Source organism: Maribacter confluentis, from assembly GCF_030505015.1.
Classification (GTDB): Bacteria; Bacteroidota; Bacteroidia; order Flavobacteriales; family Flavobacteriaceae; genus Maribacter; species Maribacter sedimenticola.
Genome location: NZ_JAUKUC010000001.1, coordinates 259112 through 283041, shown reverse-complemented (window position 1 = coordinate 283041; position 23930 = coordinate 259112). Strand labels below are relative to the sequence as shown.

General features: G+C 37.5%; 25 protein-coding genes. 14 read left to right on the top strand and 11 right to left on the bottom strand.

Annotated elements, in window-relative coordinates:
- The first annotated feature begins 47 nt into the window (after positions 1-47).
- A complete protein-coding gene (locus Q2T41_RS01430; protein ID WP_304434508.1) occupies positions 48-587 on the top strand; it encodes a GFO_1091 family lipoprotein in 540 nt (179 codons plus the stop codon).
- A gap of 149 nt (positions 588-736) precedes the next feature.
- A complete protein-coding gene (locus tag Q2T41_RS01425) occupies positions 737-1546 on the top strand; it encodes a mechanosensitive ion channel family protein (RefSeq protein ID WP_304434507.1) in 810 nt (269 codons plus the stop codon).
- A gap of 54 nt (positions 1547-1600) precedes the next feature.
- On the opposite strand, the gene Q2T41_RS01420 is transcribed toward Q2T41_RS01425, so the two are convergent.
- The 3 genes from Q2T41_RS01420 to Q2T41_RS01410 form a co-directional block, all read right to left on the bottom strand.
- Entirely contained in the window at positions 1601-2488 is an 888-nt protein-coding gene (locus Q2T41_RS01420; protein ID WP_089260139.1) for a mechanosensitive ion channel family protein, read from the bottom strand.
- Positions 2489-2607: 119 nt separating this feature from the next.
- Positions 2608-3951, bottom strand: a complete 1344-nt coding sequence (gene purB / locus Q2T41_RS01415; RefSeq protein ID WP_304434504.1) for an adenylosuccinate lyase — start codon at positions 3949-3951, stop codon at positions 2608-2610.
- Positions 3952-4066: 115 nt separating this feature from the next.
- The gene (locus Q2T41_RS01410) at positions 4067-4633 is read right to left on the bottom strand and encodes an adenylosuccinate lyase (protein WP_304434502.1); all 567 of its coding nucleotides are present in this window, start codon (positions 4631-4633) and stop codon (positions 4067-4069) included.
- A 34-nt stretch (positions 4634-4667) separates the two neighbouring features.
- Between Q2T41_RS01410 and Q2T41_RS01405 the strand changes: the two genes are divergently transcribed.
- The gene (locus tag Q2T41_RS01405) at positions 4668-5141 is read left to right on the top strand and encodes a heme-binding domain-containing protein (protein WP_089260142.1); all 474 of its coding nucleotides are present in this window, start codon (positions 4668-4670) and stop codon (positions 5139-5141) included.
- Here the strand turns inward: Q2T41_RS01405 and Q2T41_RS01400 are convergent.
- On the bottom strand, positions 5110-5790 hold the full coding sequence (locus Q2T41_RS01400) for an SIR2 family NAD-dependent protein deacylase (RefSeq protein WP_304434500.1): 681 nt from the start codon (positions 5788-5790) through the stop codon (positions 5110-5112). The genes Q2T41_RS01405 and Q2T41_RS01400 overlap by 32 nt on opposite strands.
- Positions 5791-5841: 51 nt before the next feature.
- Between Q2T41_RS01400 and Q2T41_RS01395 the strand changes: the two genes are divergently transcribed.
- Together Q2T41_RS01395 and Q2T41_RS01390 are read left to right on the top strand one after the other, a co-directional pair.
- Entirely contained in the window at positions 5842-6495 is a 654-nt protein-coding gene (locus tag Q2T41_RS01395) for a TrmH family RNA methyltransferase (RefSeq protein ID WP_304437391.1), read from the top strand.
- A gap of 41 nt (positions 6496-6536) precedes the next feature.
- Positions 6537-7058, top strand: coding sequence for an SRPBCC family protein (locus Q2T41_RS01390; protein WP_304434498.1), 522 nt, complete (start codon positions 6537-6539; stop codon positions 7056-7058).
- Between the two features lie 202 nt (positions 7059-7260).
- Here the strand turns inward: Q2T41_RS01390 and Q2T41_RS01385 are convergent, their stop codons facing one another.
- From Q2T41_RS01385 to Q2T41_RS01365, 5 genes are all read right to left on the bottom strand, one after another.
- Complete coding sequence (locus tag Q2T41_RS01385; RefSeq protein WP_304434496.1) at positions 7261-8958, bottom strand: alpha-amylase family glycosyl hydrolase; 1698 nt, start codon at positions 8956-8958, stop codon at positions 7261-7263.
- Positions 8959-9009: 51 nt separating this feature from the next.
- Positions 9010-9780: a carboxypeptidase-like regulatory domain-containing protein gene (locus Q2T41_RS01380; RefSeq protein ID WP_089260146.1), complete on the bottom strand. Its 771-nt coding sequence runs from the start codon at positions 9778-9780 to the stop codon at positions 9010-9012.
- Between the two features lie 74 nt (positions 9781-9854).
- Positions 9855-11657: a DEAD/DEAH box helicase gene (locus Q2T41_RS01375; protein WP_089260147.1), complete on the bottom strand. Its 1803-nt coding sequence runs from the start codon at positions 11655-11657 to the stop codon at positions 9855-9857.
- Positions 11658-11814: 157 nt separating this feature from the next.
- Entirely contained in the window at positions 11815-12459 is a 645-nt protein-coding gene (locus tag Q2T41_RS01370) for a DUF4337 domain-containing protein (RefSeq protein WP_089260148.1), read from the bottom strand.
- Positions 12446-13033 (bottom strand): non-canonical purine NTP diphosphatase, encoded by a 588-nt coding sequence (locus tag Q2T41_RS01365; RefSeq protein ID WP_304434492.1) that lies wholly within the window; start codon positions 13031-13033, stop codon positions 12446-12448. The genes Q2T41_RS01370 and Q2T41_RS01365 overlap by 14 nt, the downstream gene beginning before the upstream one ends.
- Positions 13034-13093: 60 nt before the next feature.
- Here Q2T41_RS01365 and Q2T41_RS01360 point away from each other — a divergent pair, with 60 nt between their 5' ends.
- From Q2T41_RS01360 to serA, 5 genes are all read left to right on the top strand, one after another.
- Positions 13094-13546 (top strand): methyltransferase family protein, encoded by a 453-nt coding sequence (locus Q2T41_RS01360; RefSeq protein WP_304434490.1) that lies wholly within the window; start codon positions 13094-13096, stop codon positions 13544-13546.
- Positions 13547-13642: 96 nt separating this feature from the next.
- On the top strand, positions 13643-14248 hold the full coding sequence (locus tag Q2T41_RS01355; RefSeq protein ID WP_304434489.1) for a SatD family protein: 606 nt from the start codon (positions 13643-13645) through the stop codon (positions 14246-14248).
- A 1-nt stretch (position 14249) separates the two neighbouring features.
- Complete coding sequence (locus tag Q2T41_RS01350) at positions 14250-14954, top strand: DUF3307 domain-containing protein (RefSeq protein WP_144800700.1); 705 nt, start codon at positions 14250-14252, stop codon at positions 14952-14954.
- A 1-nt stretch (position 14955) separates the two neighbouring features.
- Positions 14956-15741 carry an alpha/beta fold hydrolase gene (locus Q2T41_RS01345; RefSeq protein ID WP_304434485.1) on the top strand — a complete coding sequence of 262 codons (786 nt, stop codon included), beginning with the start codon at positions 14956-14958 and terminating at the stop codon, positions 15739-15741.
- A gap of 141 nt (positions 15742-15882) precedes the next feature.
- Complete coding sequence (gene serA, locus Q2T41_RS01340; RefSeq protein WP_304434484.1) at positions 15883-17775, top strand: phosphoglycerate dehydrogenase; 1893 nt, start codon at positions 15883-15885, stop codon at positions 17773-17775.
- A 113-nt stretch (positions 17776-17888) separates the two neighbouring features.
- Here the strand turns inward: serA and rlmH are convergent, their stop codons facing one another.
- Positions 17889-18362 carry a 23S rRNA (pseudouridine(1915)-N(3))-methyltransferase RlmH gene (rlmH, locus tag Q2T41_RS01335; protein ID WP_304434482.1) on the bottom strand — a complete coding sequence of 158 codons (474 nt, stop codon included), beginning with the start codon at positions 18360-18362 and terminating at the stop codon, positions 17889-17891.
- Positions 18363-18426: 64 nt separating this feature from the next.
- Between rlmH and nadC the strand changes: the two genes are divergently transcribed.
- Genes nadC through priA form a run of 4 tightly spaced genes read left to right on the top strand, consistent with a single transcriptional unit; the run spans position 18427 to position 23152 of the window.
- Positions 18427-19284, top strand: coding sequence for a carboxylating nicotinate-nucleotide diphosphorylase (gene nadC / locus Q2T41_RS01330; protein ID WP_304434480.1), 858 nt, complete (start codon positions 18427-18429; stop codon positions 19282-19284).
- Entirely contained in the window at positions 19285-20253 is a 969-nt protein-coding gene (locus tag Q2T41_RS01325) for a YihY/virulence factor BrkB family protein (RefSeq protein ID WP_304434479.1), read from the top strand.
- Positions 20250-20690 (top strand): DUF2147 domain-containing protein, encoded by a 441-nt coding sequence (locus tag Q2T41_RS01320; protein WP_089260158.1) that lies wholly within the window; start codon positions 20250-20252, stop codon positions 20688-20690. The genes Q2T41_RS01325 and Q2T41_RS01320 overlap by 4 nt, the downstream gene beginning before the upstream one ends.
- Before the next feature lie 5 nt (positions 20691-20695).
- A complete protein-coding gene (gene priA / locus Q2T41_RS01315) occupies positions 20696-23152 on the top strand; it encodes a replication restart helicase PriA (RefSeq protein WP_304437390.1) in 2457 nt (818 codons plus the stop codon).
- 52 nt (positions 23153-23204) lie between these two features.
- On the opposite strand, the gene Q2T41_RS01310 is transcribed toward priA, so the two are convergent.
- Positions 23205-23897 (bottom strand): LytR/AlgR family response regulator transcription factor, encoded by a 693-nt coding sequence (locus Q2T41_RS01310; RefSeq protein ID WP_058103007.1) that lies wholly within the window; start codon positions 23895-23897, stop codon positions 23205-23207.
- Between the last annotated feature and the right edge of the window lie 33 nt (positions 23898-23930).

Sequence of the window (23930 nt, the reverse complement as noted above, 5' to 3'; positions counted from 1 at the left end):
GCCTTTTCCTTTTGGAAAAGGCCTTTGTCATTTAATAACTGAGAAGTATGAAAAATATAAAAAGGATTTTGGTTGTTTTATTGGCCGTTGCGGTTACTTCGTGTTCTTCTGAACAGAGCCTACAACAATATTTTGTTGCAAATGCGGAAAACCCCAACTTTATGTCATTTGATATCCCGGCAAGTATATTTAACGTAGAAAAGGCCAATTTAAGCGAGACCCAGGCAAAGACCGCAAATTCTCTCAAAAAGCTAAATATTCTGGCCTTCAAGAAAAACGAAGTGAACGCGGCCGATTATGAAACGCAGAAGGTAGCGATAAAGAATATTTTAAAAGGTGGTGATTTTAGCGAATTAATGAAAATGAATACCTCCTTTGGTAAAGCCACTATACAATTAAAGGGTGATGACGATTCAATAGACGAAATTGTTATTTACGGCGATAATGATGAAAAAGGGTTGATTCTCGTTCGTGTCTTGGGTGACGATATGAATCCCGCCAGTTTCGTTCAATTGTTGCAAGCTATGGAAAAATCCGACTTTAATGGAGAAGGCTTGGAACAGTTAGGAAGTTTTTTTAAAGGTTGAGTTTTTGAGTTTTAACTATAAACGGCCCGTTATTTTTAGATAACGGGCTTTTTTTTTGTTAACGCAGTAGAGAGCGATTAAAGTGACTTTAAACAATTTATGGTGTCTTATAAATAAGAACAATAAATAACAACCTAAAATTGAAAAACATGGAGAAAGCACAATTATGGATTGACAAAGGAATTGATTTGGTATTGGAATATGGGCCAAAAGTAATTATGGCCATTATAATGTATTTGATAGGCTCATGGATTATAAAGAAATTGGTAGGGGTAATAAGAAAAGGAATGGCCGACCAAGATTACGATGAATCTTTAAAGAAATTTTTGTTGAGTTTGGTAAAGTGGGCACTTACCATCTTTTTGATTATTACGGTGATATCCGTATTAGGTGTAGAAACCACCAGTTTTGCAGCCGTTATTGCAGCGGCAGGTTTGGCCATAGGTTTGGCTTTACAGGGATCGTTGTCCAATTTTGCAGGAGGTGTGCTTTTAATCATATTTAAACCTTACAAGATTGGTGATTTGATCGAAGCACAAGGTGTTTTGGGAAATGTAAAGGAAATTGAAATTTTCACCACAAAATTGATTACCCCACAGAACAAATTGGCTATTGTACCCAATGGAGCCATTGCCAACGGTAATATCATCAATTATACAGCAGAAGGTAAAATGAGGGTAGATACGACAGTAGGTGTGGATTACGGTTCTGATCTTAAAAAAACCAAGGAAGTTCTGTTAGAGATGTTGGTGGCCAACCCTAAAGTGCTAAAAGATCCGGCTCCTTCGGTTAATGTTTCAGAACTGGCAGATAGTTCCGTAAACTTGGTGGTAAGACCTTTTTGTAAGCCAGAAGATTATTGGGATGTTTTTTTTGCTACGGTTGAAGGAAGTAAACATGCATTGGATAAAGCTGGTATTGAAATACCTTATCCACATGAAGTACAAATTAATAAATAGATTAGTTGAATTTTAATAAAAATCCCGTTGTAATTTTACTACGGGATTTTTTATTTATGCTTGGTCTTTAACCATTTGTAGACTGTTCTTGCCAAAATCCAAGGTACGTATTGGGAACGGAATATTGATTTCCCTATCATCAAAATGGGTCTTGATCAATTTAATGGCCTTATGTCTTGCGGCATGTTCTTGTTTTACATTGACACAATCTGCCCAAAACCGAACCATAAAATTAATGGAGCTATCTCCAAACTCAGTAAAGAAGAACTCTACGGATTCCCCGTCGTTCTGTTTAAAATTATCCTGGATAATCTTCACTGTCAAGTCTTCTACCATTTGTAGATCACTTTCATAACCAACACCGCAATGAACAAAAATTCTATTTCTGTTGTTCATGGAATAATTGGTAAAGGAACCGTCAATAAATTTTGAATTTGGAATAACCACAACATTATTGTCCGGTTGTTTTATAATGATATTGCGTAAACTTATCTCGGTAACAAATCCAGATACACCGTCTGCCTTTATAAAATCATTTATTTTAAGCTGAGGCATAAAGGACAATATCAATCCGCCAAATGTATTGCTAAGTGTGCCCTGCAAGGCCAAACCTATGGCCAAACCAACAACACCTGCACCGGCCAAAATACTGGTAAGTACTTTATCAAGGTCCAATACGCCAAGAGCTATAAAAAACCCTATTAAAATAATGGTTACGAAAACGACTTTTGCAATAATTTCCTGTATGGATACTTGAGAGATTTTCCTTAGGATGGTTCTTCGTAAAACTTTACGTATTCCCCTGGCCAATAAATAAAATAAGAACATGACCAAAATTGCCATTATCAAATTTGGCAATTTTAAAATAATGGCATCTAACCAGCCCCCTAATTTTTCCCAAAGACTACTAACTGATTCTTCTACTGAGAAATTTGCTTGCATATACGTTTAATTTTGTGTTTAATTAATAATGTTAAAACACAAAACTAAAATTTTGAAAGTCAAATCATTAGCTTTAATCGAAATGGACCAAAGAAAAATGTAAATGAATTAAAAGTGATTTAAATTCCCGTATAATTACTTGGAGAAATCTGTTTTAGCTCTTCTTTAATTTCATTGGATACATCTAAAGTATCGATAAAATTGGCAATGGAATTTTTATTTATAGTTTCATTGGTGCGTGTTAGACCTTTTAAAGCTTCATAAGGATTAGGATAACTTTCTCGTCTTAATATAGTCTGTATTGCCTCTGCAACTACGGCCCAGTTATTTTCAAGGTCTTGTTCAAACTTTATTTTGTTCAATAATAATTTGTTCAATCCTTTTAGGGTAGATTGAAAAGCGATCATCGTATGTGCAAAAGGTACTCCTACATTACGTAGAACGGTACTATCCGTAAGGTCTCTTTGTAATCTGGAGACGGGTAGTTTGGCAGATAGGTGTTCAAAAATAGCGTTGGCAATACCAAGATTACCCTCGGAATTCTCAAAATCTATAGGGTTCACTTTATGCGGCATTGCGGAAGAGCCAATTTCACCAGCCTTAATTTTTTGTTTAAAATAATCCATGGAAACATAGGTCCAAAAATCTCTATCTAAATCCAAGACAATGGTATTGATGCGTTTAAGGCAATCAAATAAAGCGGCCATATGATCATAGTGCTCTATTTGCGTTGTAGGAAATGAATGTTGAAGACCTAATTTTTCCTGAACAAAATTGCGACCAAACGTTCTCCAATCTATAGATGGGTATGCCACCAAATGTGCATTAAAATTTCCTGTAGCACCACCAAATTTTGCAGCGCTAGGGATATCGTTCAATAAATTAAATTGCTCTTTTAAGCGTACTACATAGACCATAATTTCCTTGCCCAAACGGGTAGGGGATGCAGGTTGCCCATGTGTTCTGGCAAGCATGGGTACATAGCTCCATTCTTCTGATAGGGCGTTGATTTTCTCCAGTAATTCTTGATACTGGGGAACATAAACATCGTTCATGGCTTCCTTGATCGATAACGGAATAGCAGTATTGTTAATGTCTTGGGATGTCAATCCAAAATGGATAAATTCCTTATACTTTGCCAAGCCCAACGAATCGAACGCTTTTTTTATAAAATATTCTACAGCTTTGACATCATGGTTGGTAGTTTTTTCAATTTCCTTTATCTCTTGTGCATCAGCGGTCGAAAAATCTGTATATAGTTTTCTGAGCGCTTCGAACTTATTGCTATCAAAATCGGCCAATTGGGGCAATGGTATTTCGCATAGTGCTATGAAATATTCAATTTCTACCCTAACCCTGTATTTTATAAGTGCTTCTTCAGAAAAAAAGGGAGATAGTGCTTTGGTTTTTGAGCTATAGCGGCCATCAATTGGAGAAATGGCATTAAGTGCGTTAAGAGACATAATCAATGGTTGTATTATTAAGCGGCAAATATACCTATTAGCGCTATAGTTTAAAACACTTATGCGCAGAAGTTACAAGGGCATTTATTTAAAATTAGGTATACGGGTAGATGTCTTAGTCCTTTTTAAGCTTTTCAATTGCTTTCAATGTCATCCTTGCGCGGGCTTTATAAGCGGCACTCCCATATTCAAAGTTCAGTTTCAAGATTTGCTCCAATTCTGGATGTATCCAATCAATACTTTTTCCTAGTGAGAATAATGTGGTCATTGCATATGCTTTGGTGGCCACTTTATGCTCACCTATCAACCAATCAAAAGCTACCTCTGCAATAGTATTTAATTCTGTTTTGGTGAGTTTGTATTTTGGGCCGTCGCCGTATTGATAGCTTACCAATAGTTCACAGATCTTGGATGCGGGCCTAATGGAAGATTCAAGTGATAGATAAGGCAAAGCATCCTTAAAAGGTTGTATGTTATGGAATATATGGTGAATATCATCTTTGGCAACAAATTCCAAGACCCAACTGGCCTTGGCGGACAACGGAGCCTTATCGTCTTTCATAATTTCGATTAGCAAAGGTATTAACGAGGGTTGGGATAAAATGGTTGCCGCCATTTCACCTCTTTTCTCCCGTGATGCATTGATGTAATTCAAAGCATTACAAAGCATTTCCTTTGTCATAAAATTGTATCTTTATTTCATATTTCCCCCAAATATGAAAATACTAAAAAAAATTAGCCTAGGCGTGGTTTTGATATTGGTTGCCATGCAGTTTTATAGTCCTACAAAAAATATTTCCCCTGGTGATCATACCGTAATTTTTACTAAGGAAACGAACCCGTCACAAAGCCTTAAAAATACCCTTAAAAACTCTTGCTTTGATTGTCATAGTGACAATACGGCCTACCCATGGTACAATAATATTGCGCCTATATCTTATTGGATCGCTGACCATGTACAGGAAGGTAAGGAACATTTGAATTTTTCAAAATGGGAGCACTACACATTGGATAAAAAAAATCATTTGTTACAGGAAATTGAAGAGGTGGTAGGCAATGAAGAGATGCCATTGACTTCATATACCTATTTACACCGTGAGGCCGCACTGACCGAAATTGAAAAAAATGAAATTTTAGATTGGGTAAAGCGCACTCGAGTTATTTATCAATTAGGGAAGCTACCAAAGTAGGGACCCCTTCCACCGCTTTTTTGGAAATTACGGTTAAATTTTTTGCACTGCTTAAAGCAGGATTGGGATCAACAAAATATATAGGGGTTTCCGGTCTGGCAAAATCTATTAGACTAGCGGCAGGATATACTTGCATGGAAGTTCCTATGATGATCAAAATATCTGCCATTTGGGTATACGCAACGGCGTCCTCCAATAATGGTACCGCTTCGCCAAACCAAACAATGTGTGGTCTAATTTGATAACCATTCTCGCAGAGGTCACCTACGCAGATATTATTGGAACAGTAAAATATATCATGTGGATTTTTTGTGCTTCTGGCCTTTAATAATTCTCCATGAAGATGCACAACATGGCTACTGCCGGCCCTTTCGTGAAGATCGTCGACATTTTGGGTAACTATCGTAACATTGTAGAGCTGCTCCAACTTTACCAGTGCCCTATGGGCTTGGTTGGGCGAAACGGTCAGTAGCTGTTTTCTGCGTTGGTTGTAGAATTCAAGCACTAACTCCGGATTTTTATTGAACCCTTCTGGGGTGGCAACCTCCATAACATTATGACCTTCCCATAACCCATTGGCATCTCTAAAGGTTTTTAATCCACTTTCTGCAGAAATTCCAGCTCCGGTCAATACAACAATGTTTTTCATATAGTCGTTCATTTCAGCTTAAAAATATACTTTTCTTATCTTGTCAACATGATAAATGAAAAGCTTTTAACATATTTGGAGCAATTTATTTCCAAGGAAAGAATAGAGCGTTTTAATGAGGTGTTGAGCCAAAGGACCAATTATATAACGGTAGCCATAGAAGATGTATATCAAATGCACAATACCAGTGCGGTCATTCGTAGCTGTGAGTCTTTTGGAATACAGCAAGCACACGTTATTGAGGGTAAATACGGTCAACGTTTGGATAGCGAAATTGCAATGGGCGCCCAAAAATGGGTGGACATTATACGTTATCAGGAATCAAGTGAAGCTATGGACGCATTGCGCGGCCAAGGTTATAAAATTGTTGCAACGAGCCCCCATGCCAATAGTTCCTTACTTCAAGACTTTCAAGTAACGGATAAAATAGCCTTGTTCTTTGGTACGGAAAGGAAGGGTTTAAGTGAATATGTGTTAAATAATGCGGATACCTCCTTAAAAATATCAATGGTAGGCTTTACGGAAAGCTTGAACATTTCCGTCTCGGCTGCAATAATCCTTCAACAATTGACCACACATTTAAAATCAACCGAAATAGATTGGCAACTAACTCCAGATGAAATGATCGCCAAGCGATTGGATTGGACCAAAAAATCCATTAAAAGCATTGATGATATTCTTGAACGATATGAACGGGATAATTAATTTTTTATTAACTTGTTGTAAATAACCAATTTACCACCAACATGTATACCCTCATCATTATTTTAGGAATAGTATTGTTCATTGTATTGGTACTTGCCTTGATTGCGCCTAAAAATTATCATGTCTACAGAAGTATTGAATTAGATCATCCAACTAGTAAGGTTTGGGAACATATTAAATACTTGGAAAAGCAGACCCAATGGTCACCTTGGTCTAGAAAGGATCCTAACATGGAACAAAAAATTATTGGTACAGATGGTAGTGTAGGTGCTGTTAGTTACTGGAACGGTAATAAAGAAGTAGGAGAGGGGGAGCAAGAAATCACCAAAATTGTAGAAGGAAAGCGTGTGGAACAAGATTTAAGGTTCTTAAAACCTTATAAGTCCGAATCTGAATGTTATATGGATTTAATAGAATTAGGCCCTAATAAAAGTAAATTGACATGGGGCTTTGCCGGGCGAAATAAATTTCCAATGAGCATATTGATGTTGTTTATGAACATGGATAAAATGGTAGGTAAAGATTTTGAACAAGGATTGCAAAATTTAAAGGATCAACTGTAAGGTGAATAAATTAGTTATTCGTAAACATACCATCTTAAATGGTTAGAATTTTTCGAAGGCACAGAATTCACATTTTGAGTTCATAAAATTTTAAAGCGGTCTATATCAATTTTGCTATCGTTATTTATATTGGGTACAAACTATTACAGCAGCTCTTTATTCGTTCTAATTAATTATCATGTGATTATATGAAATCAAATAATTATTGCTCGGCGAGTTCCAGAAGAGCAGTGTTAAACTCATTTTCCAATTCAACCTGTTGATTGGCCACAACGACATAGGTATCCGTATACCGATCATATAATTTTGTGCCATTGCCAAAAATGCCTTTTACGGAGATTGATTTTTTGCCATTAGGAAGGTCTAGTCCAATTACGACTTTATCCGTGTACTTTTCGTTAGAGAAATATCTGCTAAAAGCATAAGGTTTTTCAGTAAGGCGATTATGGATTCCTGCACCGATACTTGGGTGATCATTTCTAAAACGCCCAATTTTCTGCCAATGTTCCAGAATGTTTTTTGTTTGTGGAATGCTATCCAACTCGTTCCAATTCATAAAGGACCGCAGTGTGGCATCACCTTGGGTACCTTCAATCGTTAGGTTTCTTGCCGTTTCATCACCATAATAAATCTGAGAGGCTCCTGGGGTCAATAATAACACGTTGGCAGCCCTAAACGGGTCGTTACGCTCTTTGTCAAACGGTTGGCCATCATCATGTGAGGTAAGATAATTAACCACGCTTTTGTCCTTTAAGGTTGTGTGCAACAGTTTACTGTATTTTTTAAATATGGTTTCATAGTCCTTTTCTGCATCTGTCTTTAGTTCAAAGTTGATAAGACTCTTAAAACCGTTGGCGTAATAATCAACCATTTTATCCCCAAAATCAAAATCCCTTCCGCTCGAGATACCATAGTTGTAAACTTCGCCCACCATATAAAACGGATTATCGTCCAAGACCAATGATGCATTTTTTTGCTTCCAAAGCTTAAATGCAGCAGCAGCTTCCGTATATAATTCTGCCCATGCGTTTTCGTTGACGTGCTTAACGGTGTCTACCCTAAAGCCATCTATTCCAAATTGGTGTATATAATCCGTAAGCCATTTCATGATATAAAAGCGGGGTGCCCTGGGGTGTCCTGTTCTGTTGAAAAATACGTCAAGCTCATCTAGTTCTTCACTAAGTCTACCTTCTTTTTTCCATTTGGCCAATAAGGCATCGGGTAGTTTTACAGCTGTATTGGATTCTGTTAGTATATCTGGAAGGTTCTCAACCAAAGTACAATTTGTAGTATTTTCATAGGTTGTAAATTCACACGTGGGTGAGGTCCTGACCCATTCTTGCGGCCAGAGCGGATCTTGGTCCGTTACCGGGCCGGTATGGTTCAAAACTACATCCAACAGAACTCTAATTCCTTTCTCATGTGCCTTTTTTACCAAATTCCTCAAATCTTCCTCGGTACCAAAATTAGGGTCCAAAGAGGTCCAATCCTTGGCCCAATATCCATGATAGGCATATGTGTTACCGGTACCTTCGTCCGTTGCGCCATGCACTTGTTCAATTACCGGAGTAAACCAAATTGCATTAACACCCAGGTCCGTAAAATAACCATCTTCAATTTTTTGGATTATTCCTTGTATGTCACCGCCCATGAACCCTCTTAATTTGCCAGTCTCTTGATCGCGCCCATAATTAATATCATTACTAGGGTTGCCGTTATTAAAACGATCGGTAAGTAAGAAATAGATTGTGGCAGATTCCCATTGAAAATTTGGGTTTGGTGTAACCGCTTGACCTGTTGTGAGGGATGAATTCTGGGTTTTTTCTTTATTCTCTTTAACGGTAGGCTGGCAGGCTACAAAAAGAAAAATAGAAAGTATGGTAAGTATGTTAGATTTCATTTCCGTGTTATTTTTGCTAAAGCTATAACAAGGAACCGAGTCTAAAAAATATTATTTTTTTCTATTTAGAACTTTGTATTCTTCATAGCAACTGCTTATGGCATCCAAAATTTGAAGGTCATTGGCCGTTGTGATAAATGATTTGGAGTAATTGCAATTATTAAGGATGTCTTGAATATCAACTTTTTCCAATTGAAGAAATTCCGTCAAAGTTTCACGATCAAATTTAGATGCAAGTAGATTTCTTATTTCGTCGTCTTCGCGCATTTGCCTTAATTTACGTAATTGTGCGGGTTTTTTGCCAAATAGATTCCGTAACAGGTCAGCAGGATTTAATATGGCTCCCAATACCTTTGTTACCGCGCTAGGGTTCTTGTTTCCGCCCTCATAGCTTACGCCCAATCCGGAAATACTATATTGGTATGCATTGTTGATCGGAAGGTTTTTGACGTCAATTTCTAAATAGCCGGTAAGTTGATAAGGCCTTACGATAACTTCTTCAAGGGCATAGGCCAATTCAGTAAGGGCAATTTCAGTATTTTCAAATTTGAACATATCATTGGTTACACGTACTTTTTGTGATTTAAAACCAAGAAATGAAAAGTATAGCGTATCATTTACTGCCGCTGTAATGGTAAATTCCCCTTTTTCGTTGGTTATTGTGCCAAATACCTGGTTTAAATTGACAACGTGCACACTTTCTAAAGGAGAAGCTGTCTGCGCATTGATAACCACTGCTTTTATACGTTGTGCGTCATCCCCGTCCTGGGCAAAACCAATAAATGATAAACAAATAAAAAATAAGACTAGAATATGCTTCATGCTGTTAACAAGGGGTTTAATATGCAAACAAAACAAAAAAATACGCCGAAGCGTATTTTTTAATATACAATTAACTAAAAGAAATCACCTCTTCTTTTAGTGCCTGATCTTCTTTTTCCCGAGTTTGGACTATCAGATTTGCTCCGTTCCCTTCTTCGTCCCTTGCCGGAACCACTTCTGTCATCATCCCTTTTTGCGCCTCTTTTGCCTTTAAAGCCACCGCCTCCGCCAAAGCTTCTACGTTTACCGCCGCCACCGCCACCGGGGTTTTTGGATACTTCCACATTAACAAATCTACCATCTACCTTAAAATCTGTAAACTTGTCCAAAATTTGTTGCGTGGATGAAGATTCAGTATTAAAGAAAGAAAAACTTTCCTTTACATCTACTTTAAATACGTCTTCTTGTCCCAGACCAACGGTATCTCGTACAAAATCCTTCAATGACATCCAGTCATACCCATCTTTTTCACCAACGTTGATGAAGTAACGAACCGCACCATTAGTAGGTATTTCACCACCTCTTCTGCTATCTCCCCTGTCCTTTCCGCCATCAGGTGAATTTAGGTCCTTGGATTTGTTATAATAGTTTGAGAATCTTGTGAATTCCGCGGAAATCAATTTTTTTATCAGTTCCTCACGATCTATACCTTCCAATATTTCGTTAATGGCGGGTAAGTAACTGTCTATATCAGAACTGGTTTCGGTATCCTTGATTTTATTGGCCAAATGATGAAGTTGAATACCACAGATTTCCATTCCCGTGGGTACTTTTTTCAATTCAAACTTTTGGTTGATCTTGTTTTCGATTGCCCTGATCTTGCGTTGTTCGCTTTTGGTGATCAAAACCATTGAAATTCCGGTTTTACCTGCACGTCCCGTTCTTCCGCTACGGTGTGTATAGGTTTCTATTTCGTCAGGTAACTGGTAATTGATTACATGGGTAATATCGTCAACATCAATTCCACGTGCAGCAACATCCGTAGCTACCAACATTTGAATTTGGCGTTTACGGAACGAGTTCATTACCAAATCTCGTTGGTTTTGGCTCAAGTCACCATGCAGTGCACCTGCATTATATCCGTCTTCTATTAAATTTTCAGCAACCTTTTGGGTGTCTCTCTTGGTTCTACAAAAAACAACTGCAAATATGTCCGGGTTGGTATCTGCCAATCTTTTAAGCGCAGGATAACGATCACGTCCGCCTACAACATAATATTCGTGCTGTACCGTAGTAGCGCCTGAATTTTTGGCTCCCACCGTAATTTCCTGTGGTGAGTGCATGAATTTTTTAGCAATAATGGCGACTTCCTTGGGCATGGTTGCAGAGAACAGCCATGTAGATTTGTCGTTGGGGGTTCCGGAAAGGATATCCTTGATATCCTCCATAAAGCCCATGTTCAGCATTTCGTCAGCTTCATCAAGAATACAATAGTCGATCTTGGAAATGTCTACCAGTCTTCTACTGATCATATCCTTCATTCTACCGGGGGTGGCCACAATAATTTGGGCACCACGCTTAATTTGCCTTGCTTGCTCCGTAATACTGGCGCCACCATAAATGGCTACAACGTTGATGTTGCGCTCGTATTTGGAATAGGCTTGCATTTCTTTGGTGATCTGTAAGCAAAGCTCACGGGTAGGAGATAGGATCAAACCCTGTGTGGTTCTACTGTCACTATCAATTTTTTGGATTAATGGAAAACCGAATGCGGCGGTTTTACCGGTACCGGTCTGTGCCAAGGCAACTAGATCGGTTTCGCTTTCCAATAAAATTGGAATTGCTTTTTCTTGTACTTCAGATGGATTTTCAAAACCCATGTCGGTAACAGCATCTAATAAGGACTTCTGCAGTCCCAGTGCTTCAAACTTTGTCATAAATATGTTATACTAAATCGCAAATATGAATGTTGCATAGAGCGATTATCGATATAACCTTAAATTAGACTCAGCGCAACACATGCTATACCAGCGGCGTTAATTAATTTGCAAAGGTACTACGAATTATTGGACTAGTATAATAAATAGGAAAGTATTAAGGAGCCAATACATAGCCGTATATAGATAGGATGCTTCCTATAATGCCAAATATAATCATAAGTACGATTAGGCTTTTTTGCAACAAGGGATTATCATAAATAATTATACAGACAGCGCCCAATACAATGCATATTTGATAAAAAAGCATACCATAGTCAAATTTTTTGGTGGCATAATCATAGGATGCTGCCAGTTCTTGCCATTCCTTGACACCGGTTATTTTTCCTAATTCGCCTTCAAGGTCTTGGGTCCAGTTATCTTGTCCTACACTGGCGGAACCGTTTAGAATTTCAGTTTTTTCGGCTCCATATTTCTCTATCTTGTATTGTACCGCTTTAATTTTTTCTTCTACAATGGGAATTTTGTCTTCGGTAACGATTCCTGTGCTGATCAAGGCGTTTAAATAGTCATATTCACTTTCCTTGAGACTTTCCTTGATACTTTTGGATTGGTACCAGTTGGAGTAGCTGACTACATTGTTGTGTGCGATCATCATTTCTTCCTCCAGCTCTCCGTTTACCATTTGTGAAATAGCCATGAGGGCGGCAAATATTGCAATAAGGACACCGCCTATGGCTTCCGCTTTTTCAGATGCGACCGAAACTTCTACTGTTTCCCTGTAGTTTTTATCTTGTGACATTAGTATGCTTTAAATACGCTATTAATTTTTGAAACGCCCTGCCTCTGTGACTAATCTTATTTTTTTCGGACAAAGGTAATTGTGCAAATGTTTGGTCATAGCCTGTAGGTTTAAATATGGGGTCATAGCCAAACCCTTGTTCTCCATATTGAGACATGGTAATTTCACCATCCACCTTTCCCTCAAATATATGGGTTTCACCGTTTAAATTTAGTGCTATAACGGTTTTAAAATAAGCCGAACGATCGGTTGACCCTTCTAATTTGGTCAATAATTTGGACATATTGGCCTGTGCATTGTTTTCAGGACCGGCATATCGTGCGGAGAGAACGCCGGGCTCACCATTTAGTGAGGTTACCAACAGTCCTGTATCATCTGCAAAGCATGGTAATTGATAGGTGTTCGTAATATAATTGGCCTTTAATCTTGCGTTGCCTTCCAAAGTATTCTCGGTTTCTGGAATGGCTTCGTGGCACCCCAGCGTTTCTAAGCTTATTAGTTCTAACGAAGGAGGAACCAATTTTTGTAATTCTATTAATTTGTTAGGATTGTGTGTAGCAAAAACAAGTTTCATTGCAATAATTTGGGGGACCAATTAATTAGTTTTGATTTTCAAAAGTAGTAATTTTATAAAATGGAATTAAAGTTACCTCCCGCTTTGGTGTTTTTGGTCTTTGGCTTTTTAATGTACGGTCTTGATCTTGTATTGCCTTTTGGCCATTTTGATTTTTTTGGACGCTTGTTGCTTTTTAAGGCTTTATTGGTTTCAGCCTTTGTAATTGTTTTTATATCCTTATTTCAGTTTTATAGGGCAAAGACTACCGTAGATCCAACCCGTCCGGACAAGGCGGCCAAATTAGTGGTAGATGGTATTTTTAAATACTCTAGAAATCCTATGTATTTAGCCATGTTGCTTACGTTATTGGCCTTAGGCGTGTATTTGGGCAATGCGTTTAATACTCTGGTAGCCGCTGCATTTGTTGCTTATATGAACCGTTTTCAGATAATTCCGGAAGAATTGGTTTTAAAGGAAAAATTTGGGCGTGCATATAAGGAATATTGTACGTTGACCAGACGTTGGTTTTAGACAATTTACAATGTATATATTATCTAAATCACTAATACTTAAAAATATTAGTTAATTTGCTTATAATTGAATATATTAGTGTTTTAAATAATAGTTATGATTGCAATTATAACAGGTGACATTATAAATTCTGAAAATTATCCATCCTCACAATGGATTGATATGTTAAAAACATATTTTAATCAATTTGGTGCATCGCCCATGAATTGGGAAATTTATAGAGGAGATGAATTTCAATTAAAGGTTACCAAACAAAATGCGCTGTTTACTGCAATAAGAATAAAGGCAATGCTTAAGACCATAAAGGGTCTTGATGTTAGAATGGGAATAGGAATAGGGTTAGAAACCTATATAGGTTCTGGGGTAACGGAATCTAATGGTCCTGCATACCAACGTTCAGGTAGGAATTTTGAATCGCTCAAGGATAGCAAGGTCAATTTAAGCATTGCAACAGGTGTGGCCCAATATGATCGTACTTTGAACCTAATGTTACAATTAGCACTTGATTTTATGGATGATTGGAGTGTGGTATCTGCAGAAATTGTAGCCTTGGTCTTAGATCATCCTGATGATTCCCAAAAAGAAATAGCCCAAAAACTGGGAATAAAGCAATCTGCGGTTAGCCAACGTTTAAAACGTGCCAGGCTGGATTTGGTATTGAATTTATTGAATTATTATAAAGAGATAATCACGGAAATTTAAGATGTTGATATTTATAAAATTAATTTTGGCACATTTAATAGGGGATTTTGTCCTTCAGCCAACTAAGTGGGTGGTACATAAGGAATCCAATAAAGTTTCCTCCAAGTATTTGTACTTACACGTTTTACTGCATTTTGTACTTTATATGCTTTTATTGTGGGACCTTGCCCTATGGAAAATGGCGTTGGTCATAGCTATTGGCCATTTAGGTATAGATATTCTTAAATTATATACCGATCCCATGTTTAAAAATAAGAGCATTCCTTTTTTTATAGATCAAGGATTACATGTGTTATTGATATACATATGTGTATTTTATGGGGATCTAAGTGGAAGGACCGTTTTGTTGTTTCAGGATATGGACTGGTACTTGGTTACGGCAATTGTATTTGTAACTTATCCGGCAGCGATCATAATGGGTAAAGTTTTGGAAGGCATGGCCAACCAGATAGAAACAGATCATAAATCCTTGCCAAATGCCGGTAAATATATTGGAATGATAGAGCGTCTATTTGTTTTGATCTTCATCGTTATTGGCAGGTGGGAGGTCATTGGTCTATTGATAGCCGCTAAATCCGTATTCCGGTTTAATGACCTTAAGGAACGAAACAATAGAAAGCTTACGGAATATATTTTGATAGGAACTCTGGTTAGTTTTGGTTTGGCAATTTTGGCCGGATTATTATATATGTCTCAATACCATTAGTATGTATGGAAAAAGTGTTCTAATAACATGCCTTTTACTATTTTGTTCAATTGGTGGTGCCCAGGAAAATACCTTTGTTTCATTTGATGGGGTACCTATTGTATATACAGATGAAGGGGAAGGAAAGCCGGTATTGTTAATACATGGGTTTATAAATACACGAAAGTCATGGGACAATACCGAACTAAAAAAAGATTTGTTGGCAAATGGTTACCGGGTAATAATACCAGACTTAAGGGGAAATGGAGAATCTGGAAAACCCCAGAAGGATGCTGCATATGCCGGTAATTCCGAAATTATGGATCTTAAATTATTAATGGATCATTTGCGGATCACTGCATATTTAGCAATTGGATATTCCAGGGGAAGTATTTTGTTGGCCAAATTGTTGACCGAGGATAAACGAATATCAAAAGCGGTATTGGGCGGTATGGGAATAGATTTTATCAACCCACAGTGGGATAGGCGGATCATGTTCGCAAATGCATTCAACGGAGATGTAAACGAACTAACTATTGGTGCGGTCAATTATGCAAAGTCGATTAATGCAGATCTAAGGTCATTGCATTTGCAGCAGAAATATCAACCTGTAACTTTAAAAAAAGAATTGAAGGCCGTTAAAACGGAAGTTTTGGTGGTGCGCGGAGATCAGGATCTTGAAAACGGAAATTCAGAAAGTTTGAGCAAAGCCTTTAAAAACGGTAAGTTTGCCATAGTAAAAGGAGATCATAACAAGACATATAAGACCAAGGGTTTTGCCAGCGTAATACTACAATTTTTGGAGTAGGTCCATGCCTTTTGATTATATATGCATCATAACCAATCCTTTTTGTTTTATTTACAGGATATCGTTTAACAGGACAAATTTAATTTTTACTTTTGATGCTTAATTTTAACCAGAAACCTAAATCTAAAACAGTAGTTGGCAATGACCGAATTGAGTAGAAAATACGTTTTTGATTTCGATAGTACCTTGACCAGGGTAGAGGCATTGGATGTTCTTGCGGAAATGACCTTAGAGGGTAAGTCCAATAAAGAAGATGTGATCAAGGAAATACAGAAGATCACTAATCTGGGTATTGATGGAGATATCTCGTTTACGGAATCCTTGGAACGTCGTATCAAGTTGCTCAATGCCAAGAAGGAAGATTTGGACGGTTTGGTAAAGGAACTACGTAATAAGATTTCAAAATCTATTGAATCCAATAAAGAGTTTTTTCAGAAATACGCAGATGATATCTATGTGATATCCTGTGGTTTTAAAGAATTTATTGATCCAATTGTAGAGGAATATAATATTCCGTCTGAAAGAGTGTATGCAAATACATTTAAATTCGACGAAGAAGGTAATATCATTGGTTTTGATGAAAAAAATGTACTATCTCAGCATAATGGCAAAATTGATTGTCTTAGGCAAATGGATTTGGACGGAGAGGTTCAAGTAATAGGGGATGGGCATAGTGATTACGTAATGCGCGAGGCAGGTATTGCAGATAAATTTTTTGCATATACCGAGAACGTGCATAGAGAAAAGGCCGCAAACAATGCGGATTATGTTACACCAAGTTTAGATGAATTTTTATTTGTGAATAAATTGCCAAGAAATATCTCGTACCCAAAAAATAGGATTAAGGTCCTATTATTAGAAAATGTGCACACCGCTGCATTTGAAAATCTATCTGAAGACGGATTTTCCGTAGAACTTATTAAACACAGCTTGCCAGAAGAGGAGCTACTTGAAAAGATCAAGGGCGTACATGTTTTGGGTATAAGGTCAAAGACCCAGGTTACCCAAAAAGTTTTGGACGCCGCGGATAAATTATTGGTAGTAGGTGCGTTTTGTATAGGAACTACCCAAATAGATCTACAACATGCTAAGAAAAAAGGTGTTGTAGTATTCAATGCTCCTTATAGCAATACAAGATCAGTGGTAGAATTGGCCATTGGTGAGATCATTATGTTAATGCGTAGTGTATTTGATCGTAGTAGGGAAATACACGAAGGGCAATGGCAAAAAACGGCTGCAGGCTCTCGTGAGGTACGTGGAAAGAACTTGGGAATTGTAGGTTATGGAAATATTGGTAAACAATTATCCGTACTTGCAGAAGCCATGGGCATGCGGGTATATTATTATGATGTGGATGACAAATTGGCCTTGGGCAACGCGGTAAAATGCAACTCATTGGAAGATTTGCTAAACGTATCGGATGTGGTCACGTTGCATATAGACGATAATAAGGCCAATAAGAATTTTATTGGGGCACGTGAGATAAAGCAAATGAAAAAAGGAGCCATGCTTATTAATTTGTCTCGTGGTTTTGTGGTGGACATAGATGCTTTGGCAGATGCGTTAAAAGAAGGTCATATTGGCGGTGCGGCCATAGATGTATATCCGGATGAACCTGCCAGTAACGGTAGTTTCCAAACAAAACTTCAAGGTTTTGACAATGTAATATTAACTCCACATGTGGGTGGCAGTACAGAAGAGGCACAAAGGGATATTGCGGACTTTGTACCCAACAAGATTATGGATTATATCAATTCCGGCAACACGGTAGATGCGGTAAACTTCCCAAACATACGTTTGCCAAAGCAAAATAAATCTCACCGTTTCTTACACATTCATAAAAACGTACCTGGCATTATGGCCAAAATCAATAAGGTATTGGCAGAATATGAGTTGAATATTTCCAGTCAATATTTATCTACCGATAATGAAGTAGGCTATGTAATAACGGATTTGGATAGGGAATATAATAAGGATGTAATCAAGGCTTTGAAAAAAGTAGAGAATACCATTAAGTTTAGGGTACTATATTAAATGTTCTTAGAAATTTAAACATAACATCTTAAAAAGTTCGAAATTGGGTTAAGCACTTAAATTCGGACTTTTTTTGTACATATAAAAAGTTTAAAACGGTTACAAAGGCTAATCTATTGGTGATGATAGGGTTCGTTTCTTAAAATGGTATAGGCCCTATATATTTGTTCTGTAATGAATAAGCGCACCATTTGATGTGAAAAGGTCATTTTGGATAGACTGATTTTACCAGAAGCCTTGGCATATATTTCATGACTGAAGCCATAAGGTCCACCAATTAGAAAGACCAGTTGCTTTATACCTGAATTCATTTTTTTCTGTAAAAAAGCAGAAAATTCTACAGAAGAGTAGTGTTTACCTTTTTCGTCAAGGACTATAAGTACATCGGTAGGGGCTATTTTTTTAAGAATCAATTCGCCCTCTTTGCTTTTTTGTTGTTCTTCGGATAGATTTTTGGTTTTCTTTAAATCGGGTATCAGCTCTATTTCAAAATTGATATAGTGCTGTAATCGTTTATCGTATACATCAATTAGTTCTTGTAATTGGGAACTATCGGTTTTGCCAATGGCCAAAAGTTTTATAGTCATAGTTCAAAAGTAAATCAATTTCACAAATGGATTTGTAAATTAGCATAGCAATACATTCTAATATATGATTTCAGAAGCACAATTTAAGGAGGAGATAAAGTTAATAATAGCCAATGCCATTCGTGAGGATGTGGGTGATGGAGACCATAGTTCATTGGCCTGTATACCAAATACGGCTACCGGAAAGGCAAAATTACTCGTAAAGGACGAAGGTGTAATAGCTGGTGTAGATTTTGCAAAACTGGTCTTTTATTATGTAGACCCAGATTTAACAATTGATGTAAAGATTAAGGATGGGTCATCTGTTAAATATGGTGATGTTGTATTCTATGTTGAAGGAAGTTCACAAAGTATTTTAAAGGCGGAGCGTTTAGTACTTAATGCCATGCAACGAATGAGTGCTATTGCAACAAAGACCAATATGTTCGTCAATTTATTAAATGGCACGGGAACAAAAATTTTGGATACCAGAAAAACTACACCGGGAATACGTGCATTGGAAAAATGGGCGGTAAAAATAGGAGGAGGGGAAAATCATAGATTCGCATTGTATGATATGATTATGTTAAAGGATAACCATATAGATTTTGCAGGAGGTATTACCAAAGCTATCGAAAAAACAAAAAAATATTTAGATGTTACCGGCAAAGATCTAAAGATTATCGTGGAAGCAAGAAATTTGGAGGAAATAAAGGAAATATTACAGTCCAGTGGTGTGTACAGGATTTTAATTGATAACTTTAATTATGAAGATACCCGTAAAGCAGTAGAATTAATTGGAGATACATGCCTTACAGAATCTTCTGGGGGTATTAATGAAAAAACCATTAGGGAATATGCTGAATGTGGGGTAGATTATATTTCCTCTGGGGCTTTGACCCATTCTGTATATAATATGGACTTAAGCTTAAAAGCGGTGTAAATGTCATTGGAGGTCGAAGAAAAACTAGATAAAATCCCTATTATTAACTGGCTCGTAAAGTTATTGAAAGAGATTAGGTTGCCAGGCTTTGAAGGGCTATCTGTATATGACCTTTTGGAAATGTATGTTTTGGGCATATTAAAAGGAACTTTGTCCACACGCGCAAGTGCAATTGCATTTAGCCTGTTTATGGCACTTTTCCCTTTATTGATTTTTATGGTGACTTTGGTCCCTTTTTTATTACCCTATATTAATATTGAACATGGAGATTTTGAGGTACAGTTTAGATTGTTCTTGGAATCATTTTTGCCCACGGCCACAGGAGAATATTTTGGAGAGGTGTTTCAACAGATCAAGGATCAAAAGAGAGGTGGGCTTCTTTCTTCATCTTTTGTATTGTCCATTTTTCTAATTGCCAATGGTGTCAACTCCATTTTTGGGGGTTTTGAGACATCGTACCATATAGAGCTTACACGTCATTTTTTCAGGCAGTATCTTTATGCGTTAATGGTAGGTCTTATTTTGGCCATTTTAATAATTTTTGGTTTTGTGGCCTTTGTATATTTTGAATTTTACGTACTGGGCTATTTATCGGAATTTGCAGCAAGGCAAGGAGGATACATTCTTGGTGAAGAGGAAGTAGTAGGTGTCCAAATTGCAAAAGTGTTATTTTTTATTGTTCTATCGTACTTTACTACGGCAATCTTATATTATTTTGGAACCAGGGAAGGAAAGCAAGCTAGGTTTTTTTCCTTTGGAGCATTAATGACAACCATTCTTTTTTTAATCACTTCATATTTGTTCGGTATTTATGTAGAGAAATTTGCACGGTATAATGAATTATATGGGGCGTTGGGAGGTTTATTGATATTAATGGTATACATCTGGTTAAATTCCAATATATTGCTGTTGGGGTTTGAGCTTAATGCCTCCCTGAATACACTTAGAAAAATCACAAGAAAAGAATGAGAGACCTAATTATAAAGTTTAGTTACCTATGTATAATAATGTGTACGGTAAGTGCATACGGTCAATCCGTATTTGGTAAATGGAAAACCATAGATGATCGTACCGGATTACCAAAAGGGGTCATAGAAATTTATGAAAAGGACGGTTTAATGTATGGTAAGGTCATTAAAATATTGGAAGAAGGTAAAGAGGGGGTAACCTGTGTTAAATGCGATGGGGAGTTAAAGGATAAACCGGTAGAGGGCATGGAAATTATTACGGCAGGAGAACGAAATGATGATGGGGAGTGGAAAGGTAAAAGGCTTTTTGACCCAGAACAGGCCATGACATTCAGGTTTAAGATTTGGTTGAATCCTGATAATTCAGATGAATTGAAGGTAAGGGGGTATTTGGCCTTTATCTATAGGACGCAAACTTGGGTCCGCGTAGAGGGGTAATTGGTATGGCAAACTTTATCAATGTCATATTGCCCATTCCGTTAGAGCGTCTATTTACATATAGTATTACAAGTGAAGAAGCTGGTTTGTTAAAGCCTGGTATGCGTGTTGCGGTACCTTTTGGCAAATCAAAAATTTATACAGGTTTGGTATATAGTATACACCAAGACCCGCCACAAGCCTATGAAGCTAAGGAGATTCACCAGCTTTTAGATGATTATCCTATTGTACATGATACACAGTTAAAACATTGGGAATGGATAGCTTCATATTACATGTGCACATTGGGGGAAGTGGTGCGCAGTGCACTGCCAAGTGCATTTTTGTTGGAAAGTGAAACCTTGGTACTCCGTAATACGGCTTATGAGATTGATGAAAATGATTTGTTGGACGATGAATTTTTAGTGTTCGAGGCATTGCAGCATCAATCTGTCCTTAAGGTTCAAGAAGTTTCTGCCATTGTGGAACGGAAAAACATTTTGCCCGTCCTAGAACGGTTATTGGCCAAAAAAGTCATTGTGCTTAAAGAAGAGGTATATGAACAATATAAACCTAAGTTGGTCCGCTATGTTCGTTTAGGTTCCCAGTATTCAACGGATGAGAAATTAGAGGCCCTATTACATACCTTAACTAGGGCACCTAAACAAAGCCAAGTTGTACTCACTTTATTTCAATTACAGGGAAGTACCGGAAAACCAATAAAGGTTTCCGAGCTGGAAAAATCGAGCAATACTTCAAAAGCTATTATTAAATCTTTGGTGGACAAGGCTATTCTAGAGGAATATTTTATAAAAACCGATAGGGTAAACTATGATGGAGATACGGAGCATGTTGATAGTAAAGCGCTGAACGAGTATCAGGAACAAGCCTTGCTGGATATTAAAGCATCTTTTCAAGAAGATAAGGTTACGTTGCTGAAAGGAGTAACATCTTCCGGTAAAACCGAGGTATATGTAAAGCTCTTGGAGGAATGTTTGGAAAAAGGTCTTCAAGCATTGTATCTCTTACCGGAAATTGCCTTGACTACCCAGTTGATAAGTAGGCTACAGGAATATTTTGGTGATAAGATTGCAATATATCATTCTAAATATAATGTTCAGGAGCGGGTAGAGGTATGGCAGAATGTGTTGCAGGGCAAGCCAAAGGCGCAATTGGTCATTGGGGCTAGATCGGCCATGTTTCTACCTTTTGGCAAATTAGGTTTGGTAGTTGTAGATGAAGAGCATGAGGGATCTTTTAAGCAATTTGATCCGGCTCCCAGATATCATGCGCGTGATGCTGCTATAGTGCTTGGCCTTATGCACAAGGCAAATGTACTTTTGGGTTCGGCAACCCCTAGTATAGAAAGTTATTTTAATGCACAGTCACATAAATATGGCTATGCGGAAATTACAAGAAGATATGGCAATGTGCTCATGCCGGATATGGAGCTTGTGGATATAAAGGAAGCAACCCGTAAAAAGCGGATGAAAGGACATTTTTCTGAACAACTGTTCGTGGGTATAGATGAAACCCTAAACGAAGGCGGTCAAATTATTTTGTTCCAGAACAGAAGGGGTTTTGCACCATTGTTGGAATGTTTAACATGTGGCCATACGCCTCAATGTCCCAATTGTGATGTAAGCTTGACCTATCATCAATACAGAAACCAGTTGCGCTGCCATTATTGTGGACATCATACCGCTTTACCAGAAAGTTGTTTTGCATGCGGTAGTCCAGAATTGGATACCAAAGGTTTTGGTACGGAACAGATAGAAAAAGAGGTTTCTGCATTATTTCCCAGCGCAAAGGTTGGCCGTATGGATCTGGATACTACCCGCGGAAAACATGGGTACGAAAAAATAATAACAGCTTTTGAACAACAGGAATTGGATATTTTGGTAGGTACGCAAATGTTGACCAAGGGTCTGGATTTTAGGAATGTGAGCTTGGTAGGTGTTATGAATGCGGATTCCTTATTGAATTTCCCGGATTATAGGGCCCACGAGCGTACATATCAATTATTGACCCAAGTTTCAGGAAGGGCTGGACGAACGAAAAAGCGGGGTAAGGTCCTTATACAGACCTATAATCCCTACCATCAAATTTTAAAGCAGGTTACCACGGGCGATTATGAAAATATGTATGCGGAACAGCTGTATGAGAGGGGGCAATTTAAGTATCCGCCAATATGTAGGATCATTAAGGTCACGTTTAAACATAAAAACTATAATGTAATCAATGAGGCTGCAGATTGGTTTGCTGGGGCGTTACGATCAAATTTTGGAGGAACGGTCTTGGGTCCGGAGTATCCGCCTGTTGCCAGGATAAGAAATCAATATTTAAAACATATTATGGTAAAGGTGCATAGTGGGGAATCCTTGGCAAGGACTAAAGCCAATATCAGGCGTATAGAAACATCCTTTAAGGCGGTATCCTTGTACCGTAGTGTACGCGTAATTTATAATGTAGACCATATATAATATAAAAAGACCGCTGTTAGGCGGTCTTTTAAAGTAGAATTATCTCATATTCTTATACGTTACTTAGCGCTTCGGCCAATTCTGTTTTTTTATTTCTGCTCAATGGTATTGATCTACCGCTAACCTCAACATTTTTACTATTGAATTTTTCAACCTTCTCTAGGTTAATGATATAAGACTTGTGTATTCTTAAAAACTTGTCTTCCGGCAATTGCTTTTCAAAAGATTTCATTGTTGATAAGATTACGATATTTGCCTCATCGGTTACTAGTTTTATATAGTCACCAAGTGCTTCTATCCACTTAATATCATTTAATATAACCTTTCTTTTCTTAAGGTTGCTCTTTACGAAAATGTGTTCTTCATCTTCGTTCACGCGATGCATTTGTTCATAATTTGCAACCGCTCTTTTCACAGATGCATCAAAGCGTGCCATGGTAATTGGTTTATGTAAATAATCCGTTACATCATAGTCAAATGCTTTTAGTGCATAATCTGGTTTTCCGGTAATCAATATTACCTGAGGACTGTTTTCTAGGGACTCGAGTAGGTCAAATCCTGTGATAATTGGCATTTCAACATCAAGAAAAATAAGGTCGATCTCATGGTTCTTGATTCCATTTTTTGCTTCGATAGCATTGCTGTATTCTGCTACCATAGTTAAATTAGGATGATTGTTTACCAACTTTGCTACGGCCATCCTTTGCATGGACGAATCGTCAACGATGATACTTCTTAACTTCATAAGGGCTGATTTGTGGGGTTAAATCATCGACAA